The following is a 23,174-nucleotide window of genomic DNA, read 5'->3' on the forward strand; positions in this document are numbered from 1 at the left end:
CCGGTCCACCGTAGCGTGCGTGCGGGCGGTGGGTTGACCAGAGCCGGAAGGCTGTCAGCTGCCGGTGCCGGTCCGGCCCCAGTCCGGACCCGCCCGCTCCCACGCCTGGTCCCAACGGGCGTACCTGCGACGGACCATGCGCCACAGCACGAGCCGTCTGCCGCTGTCGACGAGCCCGGCGGTCAGCAGCGCCGCACCGAACCCGGCGAGCACGGCGTGCGTCGTCGCCGTGGCCGAGTCCAGGGGGCGGGCCACCACGCGGCCGTGCTGGTCCGTCCAGACCTTGAAGTGGTCGCCGGCGTGCGGGACGTTCAGGTTCGCCAGCACCGCGCCGTGCTGCGCGGTGCCGTCCGGCGCGGTCCAGTCGGCGAGCACGCGGCTACGGGAGTCCCGCGCGGTGGACGAGTCGGGGTCGGGGTCCAGCACGGCCCCCTTCAGCTTCTTGACCACCGTGGCCGTCACGACGTGCCGGTCCGCGCGCTGCTCCCGCACCGACCGCTGCAAGGTGTCCTGCGCGACGACGCCGATGAGCGAACCGATCAACGGCGCGGCGACCAGGACCAGCAGCAGGACCACGAGGGCCAGCCAGGCCTCGACCAGATCGGTCGCGCGACGCAGCGGATTGTGCCGCCAGCGCCACAGACCCCGGATTGCTCCCACCGTCCCGCACCCCCTTCCCGCTCCGTGATAACCCCAGGCGCAGCAGTTCACCCAAGAGCCCCGGCAAAGAGAGAGCGAAATCACCTCTCACCGGGCCTCTCATGAACTTCTCACGGGATCTCAACGACCGGGCCCACGGGGAGGGTTCCCGCCTCGCGCGCTCATCGACGGAACTCCGCCTACGCGAGAATCCGGACCGGATCTCCGACGCGGATCGTGCCGGTCGAACGGGGCACCAGGTTCTGCCCGAAGACAAGCCTGCCGCCGATACGGCGGTGCCGGGCCAGGGTGCGCAGCGGCTCCTTGCCGCGCTCGGCGGTGCTCTGGTCGGTGGTGGTCACGACGCAGCGCCCGCACTTCTTGGCGACCCGGAAGGCGACCTCGCCGATCGCGACCTCCGACCAGTCGTCCTCGGCCCACGCGGCGGTGCCCGCCACGACCACATTGGGCCGGAACCGATTCACGGGCAGCGGCCCCTCGGCCGCGTGATCGCCTTGTGCGATCAGGGAGTTGAGGGCGTCGAGGGAGGCCTCGGAGGTCAGCAGCAGCGGATAGCCGTCGGCGAAAGCGACCGTCTCACCGGGAAGCGCGAAGTCCGGATCGACGGGCCTGCGTGTGGCGGGATCGTCCATGTGGACGAGGCGCACGCCGAAGCCCAGATAGTCGCTGCACCAGACATGGGCGGCAGCCCGGCCCGGCACCGCGTCGACCTTGGTGCCGAAGATCTCCATCGCCACGGTGACGACCGGCTCCGGAACGGGCACGGTCAGCGGGTCACGGCCGGGCGCGGACAGACGAACACCGCCGCCGGGCAGAAGCTCGGCGGCGGCCAGTGCGAGACGCGGGTGCTCGCGTTGCGTGACGACCTTCCCCCCGTCGTCGATCAGCGCCCAGCGTCGGTCTCCGGCCAGCCCCCAAGGCTCCACGAGAGCCTCCCGGAGCGAGAAGCCCCGGAGCGCCTTGACCGGATGAACGTGGATCGACCGCAGCTCCGCATTCCCCATCACTCCATCGTGCCAGGCGGCACCGACAGCGCAGGGTACGGATCAGTAGCCGCGGTACTGCTGCTGGTTGTTGTACGGGTCCTGCTGGTACGGAGCAGGGGCGGGGCGGGGAGCCGCCGGACGCATCGCCTCGTAGCCGGCCGGAGCCGCCATCGGGCGCGGCTGCTGTTGCTGCTGCTGGCCCGGGTAGCCACGCGGCGGGGCCTGCTGCGGGATGTAGGCGGCGGGCGCCTGCTGCAGCGGGGCGGGCTGCTGCGCCTGCGGATAGCCGCCGTAGGAAGCCTGCGACGGACCCGCCGGGAGGGCGGGCAGTCCCGACGGCAGCGCGGGCAGGTTGCTCCCCGGCATGTCGTACATGGCAGGGACCCGGATCGGGGCGATCTGCGGGGTACCCCGCTCGGCCACGAGGGAGTCGTAGATCGGAGTGTCCGGGAAGGAGGCGGAGTAGTAGCCGCCGCCATAAGTGGAGCGGGGGGAGGTCATGGCACATAAGTTAAGCCCACGATGTGGTGGTTGGGGAGACCGATTAGAGGGTTGTTTTCCGTGTCGGCAGTGGCATGGGATCCCCAATGCGAGCGAACTTGGCAAAAAAGGGCATCGATCGGTGTCTGGATCGTGTAAAGCCCGAGTTCCCGGCGGGTTACCAGCGGTTGGCCACCGGTGTTGCCGCGCCCCACATGGGCGTTCGCGCCCTCGGGGAATAGGTTGTCCGGGTAGACACCCAATGGGCTGCCGGGGCGTGTCCTGGCACGGTGACACGTGATGGGGGCAGACATGTCAATGCCGAAAGGGTCGAATGTTCCGGTGCCGACGACGGCACTGCGCGTCGAATTGGGCCGGCGGTCCGGACCCGGCGTCCCCGATGTGGACGCCTCGGCCCTGCTGTTGGTCGACGGGAAGGTCCGCTCCGACGGGGACTTCGTCTTCTACAACCAGCCCACGCACTCCTCCGGCGCGGTCCGCCACGAGGGCAAGGGCAACGCCGGCGAGCGGGTGACCGACACCCTGGTCGTCGACCTCGCGCGCGTGGAGCCCGCCGTCGACCGCATCGTCCTCGCCGCCTCGGCGGACGGCGGCACGTTCGGCCAGGTCCCCGACCTGTACATCGAGGTCAAGGACGCCGTACAGAACACCGCGGTCGCCCGCTTCGACAGCACGGGCGCGACGGTCGAGACCGCCTTCGTGCTCGGCGAGTTCTACCGCCGCCAGGGCGCCTGGAAATTCCGTGCCGTCGGCCAGGGCTACGACAGCGGGCTCGAAGGCCTGGCGACCGACTTCGGCATCACCGTGGACGAACCGCAGCAGGCCGCACCGGCCGCCACCATGCCGCCACCCTCCGGGCCGCCCGTGAACCTGCCGCCGCCCATGCCCACCGCTCCTCCCGTCGGCCCGCCCCCGCCCCCGCCCGCGGCACCCGTACGGCTGACCAAGGTGACGCTCACCAAGGCGGCCCCCTCGGTCTCACTGACCAAGCAGGGCGGCACCTCGGGCGCCCTGCGCGTGAACCTCAACTGGGAGGTCCGCAAGCAGTTCTCGGGCTGGGGCAGCAAACGCGGCCAGGCGGTCGCGATGCACGCGGACCTCGACCTCGACCTGTGCGCCCTGTACGAACTCGCCGACGGCCGCAAAGGCGTCGTCCAGTCCCTGGGCAACGCGTACGGCTCCCTGCAGAGACCCCCGTACATCCACCTCGACGGCGACGACCGCACCGGCGCGTCGGCGAGCGGGGAGAACCTCACCGTCAACCTCGACCACATCAAGGACTTCCGGCGCATCCTCGTCTTCGTGACCATCTACGAAGGCGCCCGCTCCTTCGCCGACCTGCACGCCACGGTCACCCTCCAGCCGCAGCACGGCGCCGCGATCGACTTCTCGCTCGACGAGTGCACGGTCCCCTCCACGGTGTGCGCGCTCGCCCTGATCACCAACACCGGGGGCGACCTCGTCGTCCAGCGCGAGGCCCGCTATCTCGTCCCCGACCGCGGGGTGAGCCCCCAGCGGACCGTCGACCGCATCTACGGGTGGGGCATGAACTGGACCCCGGGCCGCAAGTGACCCCTCAGCTCTCGTCGCCGACGACAGCGTCCGGACGCGCGTACGTGCGGCCCTTCCAGGCCGCACCACGTCCCCTGTAGTGCTGCACCGCGGAATCGACGGTCATGAGGAGGTACAGAAACGCGGTGAACGGCAAAAGGGGAGCAAGCCACACCGGCTGCCCGTAGTAGCGGAGCATCGGGACGTACGTCCCTGTCATCACCAGCCACGCGAGACCGCCGAGGACCGCGGTCGCCGTACTCCCGACGGCCAGGCCGGTGAACAGGGCCACCGGCGGTACGAGATACACCAGTGCCAGGCCCAGGACGGTACCCACGAGGAGCAGCGGGTTGTGCCGCAGCTGCGCGTAAGCGCTGCGCGAGACCATCCGCCACAGGTCGTGCAGCCGCGGGTAGGGGCGCACGCTGTCCACCCGCTCGGCGAGCCCCAGCCAGATGTGACCGCCGCCGCCCTTGACGGCCCGCGCGAGCGCCACGTCGTCGATCACCGCGTGCCGGATGGCATCCGGGATCCGCGCCCGCTCGGCCGCGTCGGTACGCAGCAGGACACAGCCGCCCGCCGCAGCAGCTGTCCGCGCCGACCGCTTACCGATCCGACGGAACGGATACAGCTGCGCGAAGAAGTAGACGAACGCCGGCACCACGAGCCGCTCCCACAGGCTCTCCACGCGCAGCCGGGCCATCAGCGAGACGGCGTCGAAGCCGCCGGTGCGGGCCGCCGCCACCAACTCCCGCAGGCTGTCCGGGGCGTGCGCGATGTCCGCGTCCGTCAGCAGCAGGTACTCGGGGCCACGCGCGCGTGCCAGCCCGATACCGTGCCGTACCGCCCACAGCTTGCCCGTCCAGCCCGCGGGCGGTTCGCCGGGGGAGTCCACGATCAGCGGCAGCCCGCCGTGCCGGGACGCCAGTTCACGGGCCAGTTCCCCGGTGCCGTCCGAACTGCCGTCGTCGATCAGGAAGATCTCCGCCCGCCCCGGATAGTCCTGGGCGAGGAGCGAGGGCAGACTCTCGGGCAGTACGGCGGCCTCGTCGCGGGCCGGGACGACCACGCAGACCGGCGGCCAGTCGTCGGGGTCGGTACGGGCCGGGAGTCTGATGTCCGTACGCCAGAAGAAGCCCTGACAGAACAGCAGCCACAGCCAGGCGGCGAGTGATCCGGCGGCGATCCACACGATGGCGCTCACGGCCGCAGTCTGCCCCACGGGAGCGGGTCCACAGAGGCCATCGTCTATCGTGGCCGGGTGAAGATCGCGCTGATGGACTCCGGAATCGGCCTTCTGGCGGCCACTGCGGCGGTACGGCGCGTGCGCCCCGACGCGGATCTCGTGCTCTCCCTGGACCCCGAGGGCATGCCCTACGGGCCGCGCACGCCGGAAGACATCGCCCAGCGCGCGCTGGCCGTCGGCGAGGCCGCCGCGGCGCACCGGCCCGACGCCCTGATCATCGGGTGCAACACCGCGACCGTGCACGCCCTGAGGGCCCTGCGCGACCGTCTGGAGCCCGGCATCCCGGTCATCGGCACGGTCCCGGCGATCAAGCCGGCCGCCGCCGGCGGCACTCCCTTCGCCATCTGGGCGACACCCGCCACCACCGGCAGCCCTTACCAGCGCGGCCTCATCAAGGACTTCGCCGACGGCGTGCCGGTCACCGAGATCCCGTGCTGGGGACTGGCCGAAGCAGTCGAGCACGGGGACGAGGCGGCCATCGACGCCGCCGTCGCCGCGGCCGCCGAGCTGACCCCCGACGATGTAACGACCGTCGTCCTGGGCTGCACCCATTACGAACTGGTCGCCGAACGGATCCGCGCCGCCGTGCAGCGCCCCGACCGCCCGCCGCTCGTCCTGCACGGCTCCGCCGACGCGGTGGCCGCCCAGGCACTGCGCCGGATCGGTGAACAGCCCGCCCCCGAGGCACTGCCCGACGGCACCGTGACGGTGCTCCTGAACGGCCGTGAGGGCGCGCTGCCCGCCGCCGCCTCGGTCTACGCCGAGGGCCGACTCCTGCGGGCCGTCACCCCCGCCCACTGACCGCCGGCGGTCAACCGGACGCCGTGCGTCCACCGTGTCGGCACACAAAACGGTCACCCTCCGCAACGCCGTACCCGCGCAGCGAAACCTGAGTAGTCTCGTAGGCATGAGGGACCACCCCCGCGACGAAACCATCCCGCAGACCGAGATCTGGACCGGACGCGCGACGAACCGGTTCCAGTGGCTGCTGGCGCTCGCCGGTGCCGCCTGCATGGCGCTCGGCATCGAGCTGGCCGTGGACTCCACCTGGACGTCCGGCATCGCCCCGCTCGTCATGTCCGTCGTCGGGTGCATCGCGGCCGGACTGCTCATGCTGTTCGGCACGCTCGCCTTCGTGCACGTCGCCCTGAAGGTCGACACGGAGTCCCTCGAAGTGCGCTGTGGTCACATCGGTCTGCCGCGCCGCCGCATCCCCCTCGCGAGCGTCGCGGGCGCCGAGTTCGCCCCGCACGTCACCCCGCGCCAGTGGGGCGGCTGGGGCTACCGCTGGCGGCCCGAGAAGGGCACCGCCGTCGTCGTACGGCGTGGCGAGGGCATCGTGTTGCAACTGTGGGACGGGCACACGTTCACGATCACCGTGGACAACGCGGAGGCGGCCGTACGGATCATCACGGACCGGCTGGCGCCGCCCACTCCCGGCGCGGTGCACTGACGTCCTCCCTCACCCCTCAGGGGGCCAGGCGGTCGCCACGCGCGCGTGCGTCCGGCGTGGTGCGCGAGGCGTCGTCGGCGATCGGGTGGGCCGTGGCCAGCCCGGCCAGGAAACCGGCGCCGACCGACACCGCGGTAAAGCTCAGCGCGTTGCCGACCGAGGCGATGACCGCGAGCCCCGTCAGCGCGGCGCCCGCCGTGAGCGCGATCGGGGTGGAACGCGGAGTGCGCCACAACGCGTGAAGCACCCAGCAGAAGGCCGCTCCCAGCAGCAGTACGCCGACGACTCCCTGCTCGGCCGCCATCTGGAACGGCGCCGAGTGCGGCTTGCCGTCCGGCAGCAGTGCCTCGGCCGCCGCGCCGCTCAGCTCGCCGAAGCGCCCCGGGCCCACGCCCAGGGCGGAATCCTGATGAGCCATGTGCAGGGCGTCCTGCCACAGCTGGACCCGGTGCGGGGTCAGCTGCCCCTCCAAGGACACCGTGAGGCCGTCCGGCAGTACGTTTCCGGCGACGGCCCAGGTCGCGCCGGTCACCAGGGCAGCGGCCAGGCCCAGGCCGGTGATGCCGAGACCGCGGTGTCGCATCCGGTCGGCGGCGAGCGAGCACAGCAGCACCGCAGTGCACAGGACGAATCCCGTGATCGAACCCAGGACGGCCGCCGTGACCGTGATCCCGGCCGCCAGCAGCCGCAGCGCGAGCCGTAGGGCCGGAGCGGAGGCGGCCCAGGCGGAGCAGCACGCGGAACCCGCGGCCAGGGTCAGCAGGGCCGCGGTCGCACCGGCGTGACCGAGCGGGACGACGAACTGGGGGCCCGGGGCGAGATGCGGTTCGGCCAGCGCCAGACCGAGCACGGCCAACGCTCCGACACAGGGTGCGGCGACCGGTACGAGCGCCCCGGAGATCCGCCCCGACGCGTAACCCGCGGAGACCGCGAGAACCGCGAGCAGCACACCCTCGGGCCGGCCGTCGTGCATGGCGGCGGTGATCAGCGACCACGCGGCACACGATCCGAGGACCACGATGCCCGCCGCATCCGAAACGTTTCGTCTCTCACTGTCGGCGTCCGGACCGGTCGCCGACGCCATCCCCGTGGAACCCACCCCGCCGCCCCCTGAACCGGGCCGCCCCCGACCCGTGACCGGCCCCGGCCGTCCTGGCCTGGACCGACCGGACGACAAGGGCTCCGGCACACCGTAACGGCTGATGACCGATTTGTGGACGAGTTGCGCAGGAACGATGCTGCTGCGGCCCTGTTCAGTGCCCTGTGCTGCCATCCGGACCGTGCTGTCGGCGCCAAGGTCAACCGCCGTACACTCCCGGAGTGACCGTCACCGCAACTTCCGTGGACGAGTCGGACCAGCTGGAGCCCCAGGCCGCGCCCGCATCGCGCCTCGCCCGCCTCGTCCGTCTGGTTCCGGCCGCCGTAGCCGCGCTCTCCGGAGTGCTGCTCTACGTCAGTTTCCCGCCACGCACCCTGTGGTGGCTGGCGCTGCCCGCCTTCGCCTGTTTCGGCTGGGTGCTGCGCGGCCGCAGCTGGAAGGCGGGCCTCGGCCTCGGCTACCTCTTCGGCCTCGGCTTCCTGCTGCCGCTCCTCGTGTGGACCGGCGTCGAGGTCGGCCCCGGACCCTGGATCGCCCTGGTCGTGGTCGAGGCGGTCTTCGTCGCGCTGGTCGGCGCGGGCATCACCGCGGTCTCGAAGCTGCCCGCCTGGCCGCTGTGGGCCGCGGCACTGTGGATGGCCGGCGAGGCGGTACGCGCGCGTGCCCCCTTCAACGGCTTCCCCTGGGGCAAGATCGCGTTCGGCCAGGCGGACGGCGTCTTCCTGCCGCTTGCTGCGGTGGGCGGCACCCCGGTCCTCGGTTTCGCGGTCGTCCTGTGCGGCTTCGGCCTGAACGAGATCGTGCGCCTGGCCCTGGAGAGCCGACGTACCCGTGTCGTACGGCGGTCCGCCGCCGCTGTGGCCCTGCTGAGCGTGGCCGTACCGGTGGTGGGCGCGGTGGCCGCGCGGTCCCTGGTCAGCGACAAGGCCGAGGACGGCACCACGACCGTCGCGGTCATCCAGGGCAACGTCCCGCGCGCGGGGCTGGAGTTCAACGCCCAACGGCGTGCCGTGCTCGACTACCACGTCAAGGAGACGCTTCGGCTGGCCGCGAAGGTCAAGGCGGGCAAGGCCGCGAAGCCCGATGTGGTCCTGTGGCCGGAGAACTCCTCCGACGTCGATCCCTTCGCCGACGCCCAGGCGTACGCCGACATCGACGAGGCCGCCAAGGCGATCGGCGCGCCGATCTCGGTCGGCGGTGTCGTCGAACGGGGCGGCAAGCTCTACAACGAGCAGATCCTCTGGGACCCGGTGAAGGGCCCGACCGACACCTACGACAAACGGCAGATCCAGCCGTTCGGCGAGTACCTCCCGATGCGCTCGCTGCTCGGGGCGATCAACAAGAACTGGACCAGCATGGTCCGCCAGGACTTCAGCCGGGGCACCAAGCCGGGCGTCTTCACCATGAACGGCGCCAAGATCGGCCTGGTCACCTGCTATGAGGCCGCCTTCGACTGGGCCGTGCGCTCCGAGGTCACCGACGGTGCCCAGCTGATCTCCGTGCCCAGCAACAACGCGACCTTCGACCGCAGCGAGATGACCTACCAGCAGCTCGCCATGTCCCGGGTCCGCGCCGTCGAGCACAGTCGGACGGTCACGGTCCCGGTGACCAGCGGCGTCAGCGCGATCATCATGCCGGACGGGAAGATCACGCAGAAGACCGGCATGTTCGTCGCCGACTCCCTGGTCCAGAAGGTGCCGCTGCGCTCCTCGGAGACACCGGCCACGAAGCTCGGCATCCTGCCCGAGATCGCCCTGGTGCTCGTCGCCGCGGCCGGCCTCGGCTGGGCGATCGGCGCCGGTGTGCGCGGGCGGCGCGCGGGCGACGCGTAGCCGTACGGCCGTTGTACGCCCGCCGGGCGCACGGCAGTTCGTGGAGTAGCCATGGATCGTCCCGTTAGGGTCGGAGCATGGCTACTCCTGATTTCATCCGTACGATCCGGGCCTCCGCGGGGCATCAACTGCTCTGGCTTCCCGGGGTCAGCGCCGTTGTCTTCGACGACGCGGGTCGCGTCCTGCTGGGCAAGCGGGCGGACAACCACGAGTGGGCGTTGCCCTCCGGCATCCCCGAGCCCGGTGAGCAGCCCGCGGTCTGCGCGGTGCGCGAGGTGTTCGAGGAGACGGCCGTCGAATGCGTCGCGGAACGGGTCGTCATGGTCAAGGCCGGCGGACCGATCACCTATCCCAACGGTGACGCCTGCCAGTTCATGGACATCACTCTGCAGTGCCGGGCCGTCGGTGGTGAAGCGGCCGTGAACGACGACGAGTCGTTGGAGGTCGGCTGGTTCGAGCTGGATGTGCTGCCCGAACTCAGTGATCACCAACTGTTCCGGATCAAGCAGACCCTGGCTGATGCACCCACATGGTTTGACACCACGAGTACCGACTGAAGTATGTGCCCGACCCATATGTGGTGGGGCGGGGGCGCTGTCTAGGCTCGCCACATGACCGTGCCCAACGCCCTCCCGGGAACCCACGCGAGCCTCCTCGACCTCAGCGGCCGAACGGCCCTCGTCACCGGTGCCGCCGGCGGTATCGGCCGCGCCTGCACGCTGCGGTTGGCGGCCGCCGGGGCGAAGGTCAGAGCGGTCGACGTGGACGCCCCGGGACTGGCGGCGCTCGCCCACCAGGCGCAGGACCTCGCGGGCACCGTCGAGCCGCACGTGCTCGACCTCACTGACCTCGACGCCGCCGAGCACGCCGCCGTCGGCACGGACGTCCTGGTGAACAACGCGGGGCTGCAACTGGTGCGCCCCATCGAGGAGTTCCCGCCCGACGTCTTCCACACCGTGCTCACCGTGATGCTGGAGGCGCCCTTCCGGCTCATCCGCGGGGCTCTGCCCCACATGTACGGGCAGGGCTGGGGGCGGATCGTCAATGTGTCCTCCGTCCATGGGCTGCGCGCCTCTGCCTTCAAGTCCGCGTATGTGGCCGCCAAACATGGTCTGGAGGGGCTCTCCAAGACCGCCGCCCTGGAAGGCGCACCACATGGCGTCACCTCGAACTGTGTGAACCCCGCCTATGTGCGCACCCCCCTGGTCGAGCGGCAGCTCACCGACCAGGCGCGGGCGCACGGCATCCCCGAAGAACGGGTGCTGACCGAGGTACTGCTCCAGGACAGCGCGGTCAAACGGCTCATCGAACCGGAAGAGGTCGCCGAGGCCGTCGCCTATCTGTGCGGCCCGCACGCGTCCTTCGTGACCGGCACCTCGCTGGTACTGGACGGCGGGTGGACCGCGCACTGAACTGTCTGTCCCGCAGGCGAATTGGAGTTGTCCACAGGCCTGACCGGCCGGCCCGGCGATGGGGAATCCTGTGAGCATGTCCAGCGATCACATGCAGTCCGCCGAGCGCTCCGCCACCGTCACCGGTGCCGGAGCGCCACCGAACAGCGCCGAGGTGCCGTTCCTTGAGCTGCTGGCCCGGGGAGCCTCCGCCGACGCCTATGAGCAGCCGGTGCTGCTCGCCCGCGCCGAGGGACGGTCGGTCGAGTCGATCGCCGCGCTCGAACACGCCAAGTCGCTCGCGCTGCGCGTGCGTTCGGAACTGGAGGGGAGGCGGCGGCGCGAGGCCGAGCTGTCGGCCCTGTTCGAGACGGCGCACGACCTCGCGGGACTGCGCGACCTGGACGCCGTACTGCAGGCGATCGTCCAGCGCGCCCGGTCGCTGCTCGGCACCGACATCGCCTACCTCAGCCTCAACGACCCGGCCAGGGGCGACACCTACATGCGGGTGACCGAGGGGTCGGTCGCGGCCCGCTTCCAGCAACTGCGGCTGGGCATGGGGGAGGGGCTCGGCGGACTCGTGGCCCAGACGGCACGCCCGTACGTCACCGACGACTACTTCAAGGACGACCGTTTCCAGCACACCCTCACCATCGACTCCGGGGTCCGGGACGAGGGGCTGGTGGCGATCCTCGGGGTGCCGTTGATGCTCGGGCACCGTGTCATCGGGGTGCTGTTCGCGGCGGACCGGCGGGCGCGGGTCTTCGAGCGGGAGCAGATCGCCCTGCTCGGTTCCTTCGCCGCGCTCGCCGCGGCCGCCATCGACACCGCGAACCTGCTCACGGAGACCCGTGCGGCCCTCGCCGGCCTGAAGCGCGCCAACGAGATCATCCAGGACCGCAGCGGAGTCATCGAGCGCGCCTCCGACGTCCACGACCGGCTCGCCGAACTCGTGCTGCGCGGCGGCGGTGTCCACGACGTGGCCGCGGCGGTCTCCCAAGTCCTCGACGGAGTGGTCGAGTTCACCGAGACCGACGCCACACCCACAAGAGCGCTGGAGGCGTCCCGGGCGGAGGGGCATGCGGTACGGCACCGGGACGACTGGATCGCCGCCGTGGCCGCCGGAGGCGAACTGCTCGGTGCGCTCGTGCTGCGCGGCCATCCCGGACTCGACCCTGTCGACCAGCGCACCCTGGAGCGCGCCGGCATGGTCACCTCCCTGCTGCTGCTCGCCCGGCGGTCGGCCGCCGAGGCCGAACAGCGCGTCCGCGGCGAGCTGTTGGACGACCTGCTCGACGCCCGCGACCGCGACCCGCGCCTGCTGCGGGAGCGCGCGTCCCGGCTGCACGCCGACCTGGACGCCACCCATGTCGTACTCGCTGCCCGGCTCGACGGCACGACGGCCGACGCCGACCAGGAGGCCGCCGCCCGCAGAAGGCTGTGGTCCGCCGCCTCGCACCTCGCCGGAACCCGACACGGCCTGGCCGCCGCGCGCGACGGGGGCACCGTCCTGCTGCTGCCCCTCGACTCCGGCGACACCGCCACGGACCTGGCCCGGCGCACCGCCGCCCACCTGGGAGCGGCGGTCCACGAAGCGGTCACCGTCGGCGCCTCCGCGCCCGTCGAGAAGCTCGCCGCCCAGCCGGACGCCGTGGCCGCCGCCTACGAGGAGGGCCGACGTTGCCTCGACGCCCTGGGTTTCCTCGGCCGTTCCGGAGACGGCGCCGCCGCCGAGGACTTCGGCTTCCTCGGACTGCTCCTCGCCGGCGACCGGGACATCGGCGGATTCGTCGAGCGGACCATCGGCCCGGTCACGCGCTACGACGAGCGCCGCGGCACGGATCTGCTGCGCACCCTCGACGCGTACTTCGCCTGCGGCATGAGCCCGGCCCGTACGAAGGACGACCTGCACGTCCACGTCAACACCGTGGCCCAGCGGCTGGAGCGCGTGGGCCGGCTCCTCGGTGAGGACTGGCAGGACCCCGCCCGCGCCCTGGAGATCCAACTCGCCCTGAGATTGCACCGGTTGGCGGCTCCGACGCGGCGGTGACCCTCGTAGGCGCGAGGCGTACGAGGGTCGGCGCGGCGCGTGCCGGTCAGGTGGTGCGCGCGTTCGCCGCGTTCTTCGCGGTTGCGGTCGTGGGCCGGCCGTCGTCGTCGGCCGCGGCGGTGTCGACCTGGGTCAGATCGCGGTGTCGTGTCTCCTTTGCCGCGCCGACCGCGATCAGGGTCAGGACGACCGCCGCGATCACATACAGGGCTATCGGGGTCGAACTGCCGTAGTCGGCCAGCAGGGCGGTGGCGATCAGCGGGGCCGGGGCGCCCGCCGCGACCGATGCGAACTGGGCACCGATCGAGGCGCCGGAGTACCGCATCCGGGTCGCGAACATCTCGGAGAAGAAGGCGGCCTGGGGTGCGTACATCGCGCCGTGCAGCACCAGCCCGACGGTCACGGCGAGGACCAGGTTGCCGAAGTCTCCGGTGTCGATCAGTGCGAAGAACGGGAACATCCACAGCCCGATGCCCGCCGCGCCCAGCAGATAGACGGGTCGGCGCCCGACCTTGTCCGACAGCGCGCCCCAGGCCGGGATGACGGCGAAGTGCACGGCGGAGGCGATCAGTACGGAGTTCAGTGCCGTCTGCCGGGAGACGCCGGCCGAGGTCGTGGCGTAGACGAGGATGAACGCGGTGATCACGTAATAGCTGATGTTCTCCGCCATGCGCGCGCCCATCGCGACCAGGATGTCGCGCCAGTGGTGGCGCAGCACGGAGACGAGCGGGAGTTGCTCGGCGTCGGCGCTTTGGTCCGCTGTTCGGGCGGCGACTTTGCGGGCCTCCGACTGTGCCAACGCCTCCTGGAACACAGGGGATTCATCGACAGACAGACGAATCCACAAACCGACGACGACCAGGACGCCGGAGAGCAGGAAGGGGATTCGCCAGCCCCAGCTGCCGAAGGCCTCGTCCGAAAGGACGGCGGTGAGCAGGGACAGCACTCCCGTCGCGAGCAACTGCCCTGCGGGCGCACCGGTTTGGGGCCACGACGCCCAGAACCCACGCCGCCGCGCGTCCCCGTGCTCCGACACCAGCAGTACGGCCCCGCCCCACTCGCCACCCAGCGCGAAGCCCTGCACCAGACGCAGCGCGGTGAGCAGTACCGGCGCCGCCGCTCCCACGGTGGCGTGGGTGGGCAGCAGCCCGATCGCGAAGGTCGCCCCGCCCATCAACAGCAGGCTCAGCACCAGCAGCTTCTTGCGGCCGAGCCGGTCGCCGTAGTGCCCGAAGACGAGGGCGCCGAGCGGACGGGCCGCGAAGCCGACGGCGTAGGTAAGGAAGGAGAGCAGGGTGCCGACGAGCGGGTCGGAGTCGGGGAAGAACAGCTTGTTGAAGACGAGCGCGGCGGCGGAGCCGTAGAGGAAGAAGTCGTACCACTCGATGGTCGTGCCGATGAGGCTGGCGGCGACGATGCGCCGGAGGTTGGCGGGGGGTGGGGGAGCGGTGGTTGCTGAGGCCATGTGCGCCACTTCCTCGGGTGCGGTGGGGACGGTAGGTGAGGGCACACGCTAGGAAGAGGCACGTCAGCGGCACATGTGGTGGGACACCATAGTTCTGGGTGGTGCAGTGCGCGTGGGCACCATGGGGGAGCTGGCCGTTGTGACGAAGGGCGTTAGCCAGCGGCCCATTCGTGTCCCGGGTCGCCGCTGGTAAAATGGGGGCACGCTTCGACACCGCCGGGGCCCGTGCCAAGGGGTACGGGCCCCGGCGCGTTGCGGGCATCAGATCCAGGAAGGTTCCCCATGAACACGAAGCCGCCGGCCGCATCCTTCGACACGCTCGGGCTGCCGTCCGGGCTGGTCGAGACGATGACCGGCCTCGGGGTGACGGAGCCCTTCCCGATCCAGGCGGCGACGCTGCCCAGCGCGCTCGCCGGTCGCGATGTCCTCGGCCGGGCCCAGACCGGTTCCGGCAAGACGCTGGCCTTCGGGCTCGCGCTGCTCGTGCGGACCGCGGGCCTGCGGGCGGAGGCGAAACGACCGCTCGCCCTGGTCCTGGTGCCGACCCGGGAGCTCGCGCAGCAGGTGAGCGACGCGCTGGCGCCGTACGCGCGGACGCTGGGCGTGCGGCTTGCCACGGTGGTCGGTGGGCTGTCGATCAACCGGCAGACGGCGCTGCTGCGGGAGGGCGTCGAGGTGGTCGTCGCGACGCCGGGGCGGCTCACCGACCTGGTCTCGCGCCGGGACTGCCACCTGAACCGCGTGCGGATCACGGTGCTGGACGAGGCGGACCAGATGTGCGACCTGGGGTTCCTGCCGCAGGTCTCGGACATCCTGGACGAGATCCCCTCCGACGGGCAGCGGCTGCTGTTCTCGGCCACGCTCGACCGCGATGTCGACCAGTTGGTGCAGCGCTATCTCCATGACCCTGTTCACGCCTCGGTCGACCCGTCCGTGGGTTCGGTCGCGACGATGGAACACCATGTGCTGAACATCCACGCCGCCGACAAGTACGCGACGGCGACCGAGATCGCCGCGCGGGACGGCCAGGTGCTGATGTTCCTGGACACCAAGGCCGGCGTCGACCAGTTCACCCGTCACCTTCGGGCCAGCGGCGTACGGGCGTCCGCCCTGCACAGCGGGAAGTCACAGCCCCAACGCACGCACACGCTCGGTCAGTTCAAGGACGGTGAGGTCACCGTGCTGGTGGCCACCAACGTCGCCGCTCGGGGCATCCACATCGACGCGCTCGATCTCGTCGTCAACGTCGATCCGCCGGCCGACGCCAAGGACTACCTGCACCGTGCCGGGCGCACGGCGCGCGCCGGGGAGTCCGGGCGCGTGGTCACCCTCGTCACGCCCAACCAGCGGCGCGACGTGAACCGGATGATGTCCGACGCCGGCATCCGGCCGGTCGTCTCACAGGTCCGCTCGGGCGAGGAGAAGCTGGCCGCCATCACCGGGGCCAAACGCCCCCCGGCCGGGACGAAGACCAGCGGCGGCAACGCCCCCTTCCGCGGCCTGGGCACCCGTCCCGGCCGGCCCGCCAAGGAGTCCCGTAAAACCGCCGAGGCCCGCAAGGCCGCGGAAGCCCGCGCGGCGGCCCGGGTGCGCAAGAGCCGCTGACCGCACGGACAGTACAGAGCCCAAGCGGCGGCATCCAACGCGCCTTCACCGAAAGGCCGTTGCTATTGCTGCTGCTCTGCGGTGGCATCGGCAGTGGCTCGGCCGCGGAGTGTGACGAGGGCCAGCAGCGCGGAGAACAGCGCGGCCGAGCCGCAGACGACGAAGCCGATCGAGTAGCCGTGGCCGAGAGCGTCCAGGGCGAGGGGGTGCAGGTCGGCCAGCTTCGGTGACGCCGCCGAGGCGCCGTTGACCGCGAGCGGGCCGCCCTCTTCCAGTACGGCCGTACCCGCGCCCTTCAGCGCTGGTGGCAGGGCGGAGTCGTGCAGCGAGTCGGAGAAGCTGCTTGCCGCGCGGCTCAGGGCGACGGCGCCGATGATCGCCGGGCCGAGGGTGAAACCGAAATCCCGCAGCAGGTTGGTGGTGGCGCTCGCCATGCCGGCCAGATGCGTCGGCACGGTGTTGACGGCTGTCGCCGTGATCGACGTGACAGTGATCGCGAAGCCCAGGCCGACCAGACCGAGCGGCACGATCAGCGAGGTGAAGGCGCTGTCGGTGATCGGCAGCGTGGCCGCCCAGTAGTCGCCCGCCGCGATCAACAGCAGCCCCCCGCCCAGCAGTAGCCCCGGTGCGACAGCTTTCAGCAGCCGCTCCGTCACCGGCAGCATCACCAGGGTGATGCCGTTGAGCAGGACGAATGCCAGGCCCGTCCGCATCGGAGCCTGGTCCTGCACCGGGCCGAGCCGGATGCTGACGGAGTACGCGGTGCCCAGGAAGGCGAACATCCCCACCACGGCCACGATCGACGCCACCGCGAAGGCGCGGTTGTTGAACAGGTCCAGGCGGAGAAGCGGGGACTTGGCGCGCTTCTCGGCCAGGACGAAGCCGACGAGGAACACGGCCGCCAGGACGAAGGCGATGACGATCGAGGGCGAGGCCCAGCCGTCCGTCGGGCCCTGGATGATGGCGTAGAGCAGGGAGAACAGGCCGAGGCCGATGGTCAGTTGGCCCGCTATGTCGAGCGAACGGCCCTCGGGGGCACTGGAGTTGACGACGAACAGAGCGCTGACGGCGGCGCTCGCCGCGGCGATGGCGGTGACCACGACGAACGACCAGCGCCACGAGCCGTAGGTCGCGGTGACGCCGCCGAGCAGCGGGGCGAGGAACCCGCCGGTGGACAGCAGGGCCGCCCACATCGCGATGACCCGGGCGCGCTGTGCGGGCGAGGTGGTGCCGGCGGCCAGGATGGCCAGCGAGGTCGGGAACAGGGCGGCGGCTCCCAGACCTGCCAGGGCCTGTCCGGCCCAGAGTTGGTGGACGCCGGAGGCGGTGGCGCTGACCAACTCGCCCACGGCCAGCAGCGAAGCGCCGCCGACCAGCAGCCGCTTGCGGCCGAAGAGGTCGCCGAGCAGGCCGAAGGTCAACTCCAGTACGGCGACCGGGAGCAGGAACGCGTCGGAGATCCAGGTGAGTTGCGAGCCGACCGGGTGCAGGTCGGACTGGAACAGCCCGTTGAGGGTGGCCGGTATGGCCAGGCCGATCTGGGCGAGGCAGACGGCGAGGAGACCGGCGACCAGGGTGCCGGTGGTCAGGCCCGGGCCGGTGGCGGTTCTGGTGGTGGGTTCGGTCGTCATTGACACGGAGGGCTCCTGAGGTACGGAAGCAGCGGCGAGGAGACAGGGAGAGGAGGCAGAGAGAAGGGGACGGGGAAGGGGATGGGGATAGGGGGCGCTTCGGGATCAGCGGGTGCCGGTCAGGCGGCTCGGCCGGTAGTCGGTGAAGGCGGCGCCGTCGAGGCCCAACTCGTCGGCGCTGTGCTGGAGTTCGGCGGCGGTGGTGGAGTCGTCCCAGTGCCGGGTGTCCAGTCGGTGTTCCACGGCGTGCAGACCGGCGACGACTTCGGCGGTGGTGAAGTTGCAGTGGCTCTGGCGTGCCACGTAGGCCTGTCGCAGGAGGGCGGAGTCGCCGGCCCTGCGCACCCGACCGGCGAAGGCCGATTCCTGCTCCACGGGCACCAGTTGGTCGGCGGTGGTGTGGATGTCCAGCAGTGGCACGGCCAGGCTCTGTCCTGCGGTCGAGGTCCGCTTCAGACGGGCCACCGCGGCCGGGTCGGCTGTGACGTCCGCACCGCGGGTGAGCCGGTTCAGGTCGGTGCGTAGGTTGAGTCCGGCGTCGCGGTAGAGCGCCTCGACCTGCTTGGCGTGGGCGGACTTGTGCAGCAGCCCGGTGTAGTCGACGCCCTTGTTCCAGGACGTGTTGCCGCCGGCCGACTGCTCCACCGACCAGCGTGCCGGGACGATGAACGAGAGCAGGCCCTGAGCCAGCCACGCGTACTGCTGCTGCTCCTGGCCCGCGAAGTCGTCGCGGGCGGGCGGCTGTTGGCCGGGAGCCCAGTCGGCCAGGTTGAGATAGGCGGCGGCCAGGGCGATCCGGGCGCGGCCCGCCGGGGTCTGCTGCGCCGTCTCGACAGCCTGGGTGAGCCGGGCGGCCAACGCGGCGCCGTCGGCCTGGCTGGCCAGGTTCACGAGCCGGTCGGCGTCGGCAGGGTCGAAGAACGTGGCCAGGGTGTACTCGGCGTCCAGCTGGTAGTTGTCCAGATCGACACCGCCCGCGACCAGGCCGCACAGTCCGAGCGCACCGTCGACGCGTCCCGCGCCGTCGCGGGCGATCCGGGCGTTGACGAGACCGCCCATGGACTGGCCCACCGCGATGACCCGGGTCGGTGTGCCGACCTGCCGACGGAAGGCGCTGAGTGCGGCGAACTGGTCCCGCTCGGCCGAGTCGAGCGCCCACATCGAGCCGTTCGGGTCGTAGGAGGAGCCGGCGAGGGCGTAACCGGCGTCCAGCAGGGCCTGGCGCACCGCGGGCGACGGGGCGTCGGCGGCGGTGGTCGGTCCGAAGCCGTGGCTGAACAGCAGCAGGGTGCCGTTCCACTGCTCGGGCTTGTCCGCGATCCAGGTGGCGCCGTCGGCCAGAGTGCCGGAGTAACTGTCGGCGGTGACGGCGTGGGCGCCGGTCGCCGGCCCGATCAGGGCGGTCGCGAGGGCGGTCGCGCAGGCTGCGGCGAGGGTCGAGAGACGGGGTCGGGGCATGGCGGCGGCTCCGCGGGTCGAGTGGGGACCGAGTGGGGGAGCAAGCAGGGGGAGTAAGTGGGGCAGCAAGTGGGGCAGCGAGCTGGAAGAGCGCTGCGAATGTAGGGCTCTTTTTTGATTGCCGTCAATAGACTGACCAATATTGAGGCGGACGGGTCCCCGTGTGGAAGTGCGGGGCCCGGGCGCGGGTCAGTCCAGTGTCACGGTGTCCAGCAGACGTGCCGCCGCGCGCGCCGCCGGACGCTCCCAGCGGCTGGCCAGACCACGGAAAACGGTCTCCGCCTGCGCGGCCGGCCAGTCTCCGGGCAGGTGCTCGGCGGGCAGATGCGGGTCCCGTCGTACCAGATCCAGCCAGTCCGTGTGCAGCAGGAGCTGGCCTGCGAGTTCGTCGCCGGAGGCCGCGGCGGGCAGCGGGTCCGTGCGGTCCCAGCGCTCCAGGAACGACCGGTACCGCGCGCCGATGGCCGGCACGTCGAACGCCTGCTCCAGCACCTCACGGACGTCGGTCGGCGACTCCACCTCGGCCCGGAACACCCGCAGATACGGCTCCAGGCCGAGACCGGCCACCATCTCGCGGACATCGACGCGCGCGGGGGCCACCCAGAGGCCGTTCTGCAGGGGGCCGAAGCCCGCCCAGATCAGACGGGAGCGCAGGTCGTGCCGTTCGCGGCTCCATGCCTCGGGCAGGGAGAAGCCCACCATCGTCCACCGGCCGTCCCAGTCCCGGTTCACCGCGCCGGTGCGCCAGATGCGGTCCCGGCCGTCCGTCAGCACCTGGACGGCGTGCGGTGTCAGCCCGAAGTACATCTTCCGGCCCTGACGGCGACGCTCCAGGAGATCGCGTTTGACCATCCGGTTCAGGGTGGTCCGCACCGCTTCCTCGGTGCTGCCCAACCTTCCGAGAGCGGCGATCACGCTGCCCGACGACACGGCGACGGGGCGCCCCAGTACATGAGCGCCGAAGAAGGTCAGCATCAAGGACTGGGTGCGCGGCTCGGGACCGCTCTCGGCGGCCGGTCCTGCGGCGACATCGACACTGGTCACCGCCACAGCCTAGGCCCGGGGTGAGAGTGGGGAGCCGCTCTTCCGCAAAGTGAGTCACTTTTGTGACGGCGGAAGGAGATCGGTCTGATGTGGAGGGCGAGGGCGCGGAAGTCCGCGTCGGCAATCTGTTTCGCGTGATGTCTCAACGGATCGGCGCGCCTTGGCCATGGCACCTCAGAGGGCGAATGCCTCGGTCAGGCGCAGGCTGTAGCCGTCCTCTTCCATCAGGACGACGGTGACGCCGAACGGGGAGGGGTGGTCCAGTTCGATGGGGGTGAAGGCGTAGTCGATCGCGGCCTGGACGGGTGGCACCAGCGTGCCGCCGGGCTGGGGGTCCGGGGCCGGCTGCCAGTGCGGTTCAACCGCCGCCGAGCCCTCGGGCCTGTTGGCCGGGACGCTCTCGGTGTAGGGGAACTGGTGGAGCGTATGGCCGTCGGTCGTGGCGTGCACCATGTTGAGGCAGGGCGCCGGCCCGGTGATGGGCAACTCGCAGGCGGTGGCGACGTCGTGGGTCTCCCAGGCGAGGACGACTTCGTCGGCGCAGGCCGCCGCGGCGATGTTCGAGAGCGACGCGATGGCGGTGAGCGCGTCCTGGCCGGTCTTGACCGGCCGCAGCCAGATCAGGCCCACCAACTGGCCGCGCACCAGCGGCATGATGACCGGGCGGGGCACGGCACCTTCACTGAGACCCGCGACGTACGCGCTCTTCATCGACTCGGTCAGCGCGTCGAACGTACGCGTGTCCATGAACTCCCCATCCGCAGCGGCTACGTGACGTCCATTCTGCCTCTGTCACGGAGTGCTTGAAGCCGCCTGGGAGTCCGGCGGGGCGGGTGAGTGGACCCAGCGCGTGAAGGCGGCTCGTGCCGCGCGGTCGGCGTGTAAAAGCCCCGGCTGGACGGGGGAGACCAGCCGGGGCCGTGCGTGGTGGCATGCAGCCACATCGAGTTGAACGGCCGGCCGGCGCCGGTTGTTCCCACCCGAGCCCCTGTCGTCACTGTGAGCTGGGGAACACCCCCTGCGGAAGGCCTCAGTTGAGGTAGTCGGCGATCAGGGCCGCGAACTCGTCGGGGGTGGCGAGGCGGATGCCGAGAGTCTCGGCCTTGGCTCGCTTGGATCCCGCGTTGTCGCCGGCGACGACCAGGGTGGTCTTCTTGGAGACGCTGGAGGAGGAGCGACCGCCCGCGCGTTCGATCAGTTCGTTCATCTGGTTGCGGCTGAGCTTCTCCAGTGGGCCGGTCATCGCGCCGGTGACGACCACCGTCATCCCGGCCAGGGGCCCGTCTGCCGCGTCCGCGGCTTCCGTACCGTCGGCGGAGGTGTCGACAGCCGTGGCGGGCGCGGGCGGGGTCGCGCCGGGTTCGGTCATGTTGATCCCGGCGGCGACGAGTCTGTCGATGAGCGGGGCCAGATCGGTGAGTTCGGCGACGATCGAGGGTGCCTTCTCGGTGCCGATGCCCTCGACCTGTTGCATCGTCTCCGCGTCGGCGGCGCGGATGTTGTCCATGGTGGCGAAGTAGCGGGCGATACGGCGGGACATGGACCGGCCGGTGCCGCGGACCCCGAGCGCGCACAGCACCCGTGACAGCGGTTGGCCCTTGGCCGTGGTGATCGCGGCGAGGAGGTTGTCCGTGCTGGTCTCGCCCATCCTTTCCAGGCCCAGGAGTTGGTCGCGGGTGAGGGCGAACAGGTCGGCGAGATCGGCGACCAGGCCGCCGTCGACGAGCTGGACGACGCGGGTGTGGCCCAGGCCCTCGATGTCGAGCTGGTCGCGTCCGGCGGCGTAGGACAGGGCCGCCACCAGGTGGCAGTTACGGCCTTGCTCGCAGCGCCACCGCAGTTCGCTGGTGTCGATCCCGGAACCGCAGCGCGGGCACACCTCGGGGAAGACGATGGGCTGTTCGTCGCCGGTACGCAGGTGCGCGACGGGCGCTTCGATGCGGGGGATGACGTCGCCGGCCCGATGGACCATGACGTGGTCGCCCAGGCGCAGATCGCGGCGGGTGATGTCGCCCGGGTTGTGGAGGGTGGCGTAGGTGATGGTGGCCCCGTCGATCTCCACCGGCTCCAGCACGGCGCGCGGGGCGATGATGCCGGTGCGGCCCACGTTCCACTCCACCTCCAGCAGCCGGGTGATCTTCTCCACGGCAGGCAGCTTGTAGGCGATGGCCCAGCGCGGGGCCCGCGATCCCGCGCCGGCGGCCTGCTGGTCGGCGGCCAGGTCGGCCTTGATGACGATCCCGTCGATCCCGAACGGCAACTCGGCGCGCAGCGCGGCGATCTCCTGCACCCGGGCCAGCACCTGCTCGACGGTGTCGGCGACGATGCCGGGCACGGGAGTTCCGGCGGTGGTGTTGATCCCGTACGAGGCCACCTGGGCCATGAGGTCACTGTGCGCGCTCTCCAACAGCCGCCCCGCGAGGCCGACTTCGGTCCCGGCGAGGGGAAGCAGGCCGTAGCCGAAGAACGTCATCGGCACGGTGTACGCCCGCTCCTTGGCGCGCAGCGTGCCCGCCGCGGCGCCACGCGGATTCGCGAACGGCTGCCCGTCGTGCGCGGTACGCACCTCATTGCCGTGCTCGAACTGGGCGGTGGTCATCAGGACTTCGCCGCGCACCTCGACGGTGACCGGCTCGGTCAGCTCGGCGGGCAGGCCCTCGATCGTGCCGATCGCGTGGGACACGTCCTCCCCTGCCGTCCCGTCGCCGCGCGTGATCAGCCTTGTGAGGCGGCCGTCGGTGTAACGGGCCGCGACGGCCAGGCCGTCCAGCTTCGGCTCCACACTGAACCGCGTGACCTCGTGGTCGATCCTCCGGGTCAGGGAGGCGGTCCAGGCGGTGAACTCCTCCGGGGAGAACACGTTGTCCAGACTCAGCATCGCCACCGTGTGCGGGACATCGCCCTCGACCGCGCCACCGGCGACCTTCCCGGTCGGGGAGTCGGGCAGCACCTGGTCGGGATGGTCGGCCTCCCATGCGGCGATGCCGCGCACCAGCCGGTCGTAGGAGTCGTCGTCCAGCACGGAGGTGCCGCCGGCGTAGTAGGCGGCCGACGCCTGCACCGCGTCCTCGACCGCCTGTGCGTAGGCGGCGGCATCCACGATCACTGCAGCTGGTGTTGTCATGACCGTCATCCTGCCTGCCACCACTGACAATGCCCCGAGCGTGACCGTGACCGCGCGTCGGCAGGTGCAAGGTGCTCG

At 71.2% G+C, this 23,174-nt stretch carries 19 protein-coding genes; 8 read left to right on the forward strand and 11 right to left on the reverse strand.

Features of this window, described 5'->3' with window-relative positions; all coding sequences use genetic code 11:
- Positions 1 to 54: 54 nt before the first annotated feature.
- The 3 genes from AB0I69_RS40975 to AB0I69_RS40985 all read right to left on the reverse strand — a co-directional run bounded on the left by AB0I69_RS40975 (position 55) and on the right by AB0I69_RS40985 (position 2,147).
- Positions 55 to 660 carry a hypothetical protein gene (locus AB0I69_RS40975; RefSeq protein ID WP_363100875.1) on the reverse strand — a complete coding sequence of 202 codons (606 nt, stop codon included), beginning with the start codon at positions 658 to 660 and terminating at the stop codon, positions 55 to 57.
- Between the two features lie 179 nt (positions 661 to 839).
- Complete coding sequence (locus tag AB0I69_RS40980) at positions 840 to 1,664, reverse strand: MOSC N-terminal beta barrel domain-containing protein (protein ID WP_363100876.1); 825 nt, start codon at positions 1,662 to 1,664, stop codon at positions 840 to 842.
- A 42-nt stretch (positions 1,665 to 1,706) separates the two neighbouring features.
- A complete protein-coding gene (locus AB0I69_RS40985) occupies positions 1,707 to 2,147 on the reverse strand; it encodes a DUF6643 family protein (protein ID WP_363100877.1) in 441 nt (146 codons plus the stop codon).
- Positions 2,148 to 2,426: 279 nt separating this feature from the next.
- On the opposite strand from AB0I69_RS40985, the gene AB0I69_RS40990 reads away from it, so the two are divergent.
- Entirely contained in the window at positions 2,427 to 3,719 is a 1,293-nt protein-coding gene (locus tag AB0I69_RS40990) for a TerD family protein (protein ID WP_363100878.1), read from the forward strand.
- Positions 3,720 to 3,723: 4 nt separating this feature from the next.
- On the opposite strand, the gene AB0I69_RS40995 is transcribed toward AB0I69_RS40990, so the two are convergent.
- Positions 3,724 to 4,902, reverse strand: a complete 1,179-nt coding sequence (locus tag AB0I69_RS40995; RefSeq protein WP_363100879.1) for a glycosyltransferase — start codon at positions 4,900 to 4,902, stop codon at positions 3,724 to 3,726.
- 57 nt (positions 4,903 to 4,959) lie between these two features.
- Between AB0I69_RS40995 and AB0I69_RS41000 the strand changes: the two genes are divergently transcribed.
- Both AB0I69_RS41000 and AB0I69_RS41005 read left to right on the forward strand, forming a co-directional pair.
- Positions 4,960 to 5,745, forward strand: a complete 786-nt coding sequence (locus AB0I69_RS41000) for an aspartate/glutamate racemase family protein (RefSeq protein WP_363100880.1) — start codon at positions 4,960 to 4,962, stop codon at positions 5,743 to 5,745.
- Between the two features lie 106 nt (positions 5,746 to 5,851).
- Entirely contained in the window at positions 5,852 to 6,397 is a 546-nt protein-coding gene (locus tag AB0I69_RS41005; RefSeq protein ID WP_363100881.1) for a hypothetical protein, read from the forward strand.
- 16 nt (positions 6,398 to 6,413) lie between these two features.
- Here AB0I69_RS41005 and AB0I69_RS41010 read toward each other — a convergent pair whose 3' ends face one another.
- A complete protein-coding gene (locus AB0I69_RS41010; protein WP_363100920.1) occupies positions 6,414 to 7,481 on the reverse strand; it encodes an O-antigen ligase family protein in 1,068 nt (355 codons plus the stop codon).
- A 236-nt stretch (positions 7,482 to 7,717) separates the two neighbouring features.
- Between AB0I69_RS41010 and lnt the strand changes: the two genes are divergently transcribed.
- The 4 genes from lnt (at position 7,718) to AB0I69_RS41030 (ending at position 12,769) form a co-directional block, all read left to right on the forward strand.
- Entirely contained in the window at positions 7,718 to 9,328 is a 1,611-nt protein-coding gene (gene lnt / locus AB0I69_RS41015) for an apolipoprotein N-acyltransferase (protein ID WP_363100882.1), read from the forward strand.
- A 77-nt stretch (positions 9,329 to 9,405) separates the two neighbouring features.
- Positions 9,406 to 9,885 (forward strand): NUDIX domain-containing protein, encoded by a 480-nt coding sequence (locus tag AB0I69_RS41020; protein ID WP_363100883.1) that lies wholly within the window; start codon positions 9,406 to 9,408, stop codon positions 9,883 to 9,885.
- A gap of 54 nt (positions 9,886 to 9,939) precedes the next feature.
- The gene (locus AB0I69_RS41025; RefSeq protein WP_363100884.1) at positions 9,940 to 10,740 is read left to right on the forward strand and encodes a 3-hydroxybutyrate dehydrogenase; all 801 of its coding nucleotides are present in this window, start codon (positions 9,940 to 9,942) and stop codon (positions 10,738 to 10,740) included.
- Positions 10,741 to 10,816: 76 nt separating this feature from the next.
- Positions 10,817 to 12,769, forward strand: a complete 1,953-nt coding sequence (locus AB0I69_RS41030; protein WP_363100885.1) for a GAF domain-containing protein — start codon at positions 10,817 to 10,819, stop codon at positions 12,767 to 12,769.
- Between the two features lie 46 nt (positions 12,770 to 12,815).
- Here AB0I69_RS41030 and AB0I69_RS41035 read toward each other — a convergent pair whose 3' ends face one another.
- Positions 12,816 to 14,234 (reverse strand): MFS transporter, encoded by a 1,419-nt coding sequence (locus AB0I69_RS41035; protein ID WP_363100886.1) that lies wholly within the window; start codon positions 14,232 to 14,234, stop codon positions 12,816 to 12,818.
- A 282-nt stretch (positions 14,235 to 14,516) separates the two neighbouring features.
- Between AB0I69_RS41035 and AB0I69_RS41040 the strand changes: the two genes are divergently transcribed.
- Positions 14,517 to 15,839 carry a DEAD/DEAH box helicase gene (locus AB0I69_RS41040; protein WP_363100887.1) on the forward strand — a complete coding sequence of 441 codons (1,323 nt, stop codon included), beginning with the start codon at positions 14,517 to 14,519 and terminating at the stop codon, positions 15,837 to 15,839.
- Positions 15,840 to 15,901: 62 nt separating this feature from the next.
- Here AB0I69_RS41040 and AB0I69_RS41045 read toward each other — a convergent pair whose 3' ends face one another.
- From AB0I69_RS41045 to ligA, 5 genes are all read right to left on the reverse strand, one after another.
- Positions 15,902 to 17,470: an MFS transporter gene (locus AB0I69_RS41045; RefSeq protein ID WP_363100888.1), complete on the reverse strand. Its 1,569-nt coding sequence runs from the start codon at positions 17,468 to 17,470 to the stop codon at positions 15,902 to 15,904.
- Positions 17,471 to 17,575: 105 nt separating this feature from the next.
- Complete coding sequence (locus AB0I69_RS41050) at positions 17,576 to 18,928, reverse strand: alpha/beta hydrolase (protein ID WP_363100889.1); 1,353 nt, start codon at positions 18,926 to 18,928, stop codon at positions 17,576 to 17,578.
- Between the two features lie 189 nt (positions 18,929 to 19,117).
- Entirely contained in the window at positions 19,118 to 19,978 is an 861-nt protein-coding gene (locus AB0I69_RS41055) for a PaaX family transcriptional regulator C-terminal domain-containing protein (RefSeq protein ID WP_363100890.1), read from the reverse strand.
- Positions 19,979 to 20,146: 168 nt separating this feature from the next.
- Complete coding sequence (locus tag AB0I69_RS41060) at positions 20,147 to 20,719, reverse strand: hypothetical protein (protein ID WP_363100891.1); 573 nt, start codon at positions 20,717 to 20,719, stop codon at positions 20,147 to 20,149.
- Positions 20,720 to 21,002: 283 nt separating this feature from the next.
- Positions 21,003 to 23,096 (reverse strand): NAD-dependent DNA ligase LigA, encoded by a 2,094-nt coding sequence (ligA, locus tag AB0I69_RS41065; RefSeq protein WP_363100892.1) that lies wholly within the window; start codon positions 23,094 to 23,096, stop codon positions 21,003 to 21,005.
- Positions 23,097 to 23,174 lie beyond the last annotated feature (78 nt).

The sequence above is a fragment of the Streptomyces sp. NPDC050508 genome, from assembly GCF_040655155.1.
GTDB lineage: Bacteria > Actinomycetota > Actinomycetes > Streptomycetales > Streptomycetaceae > Streptomyces.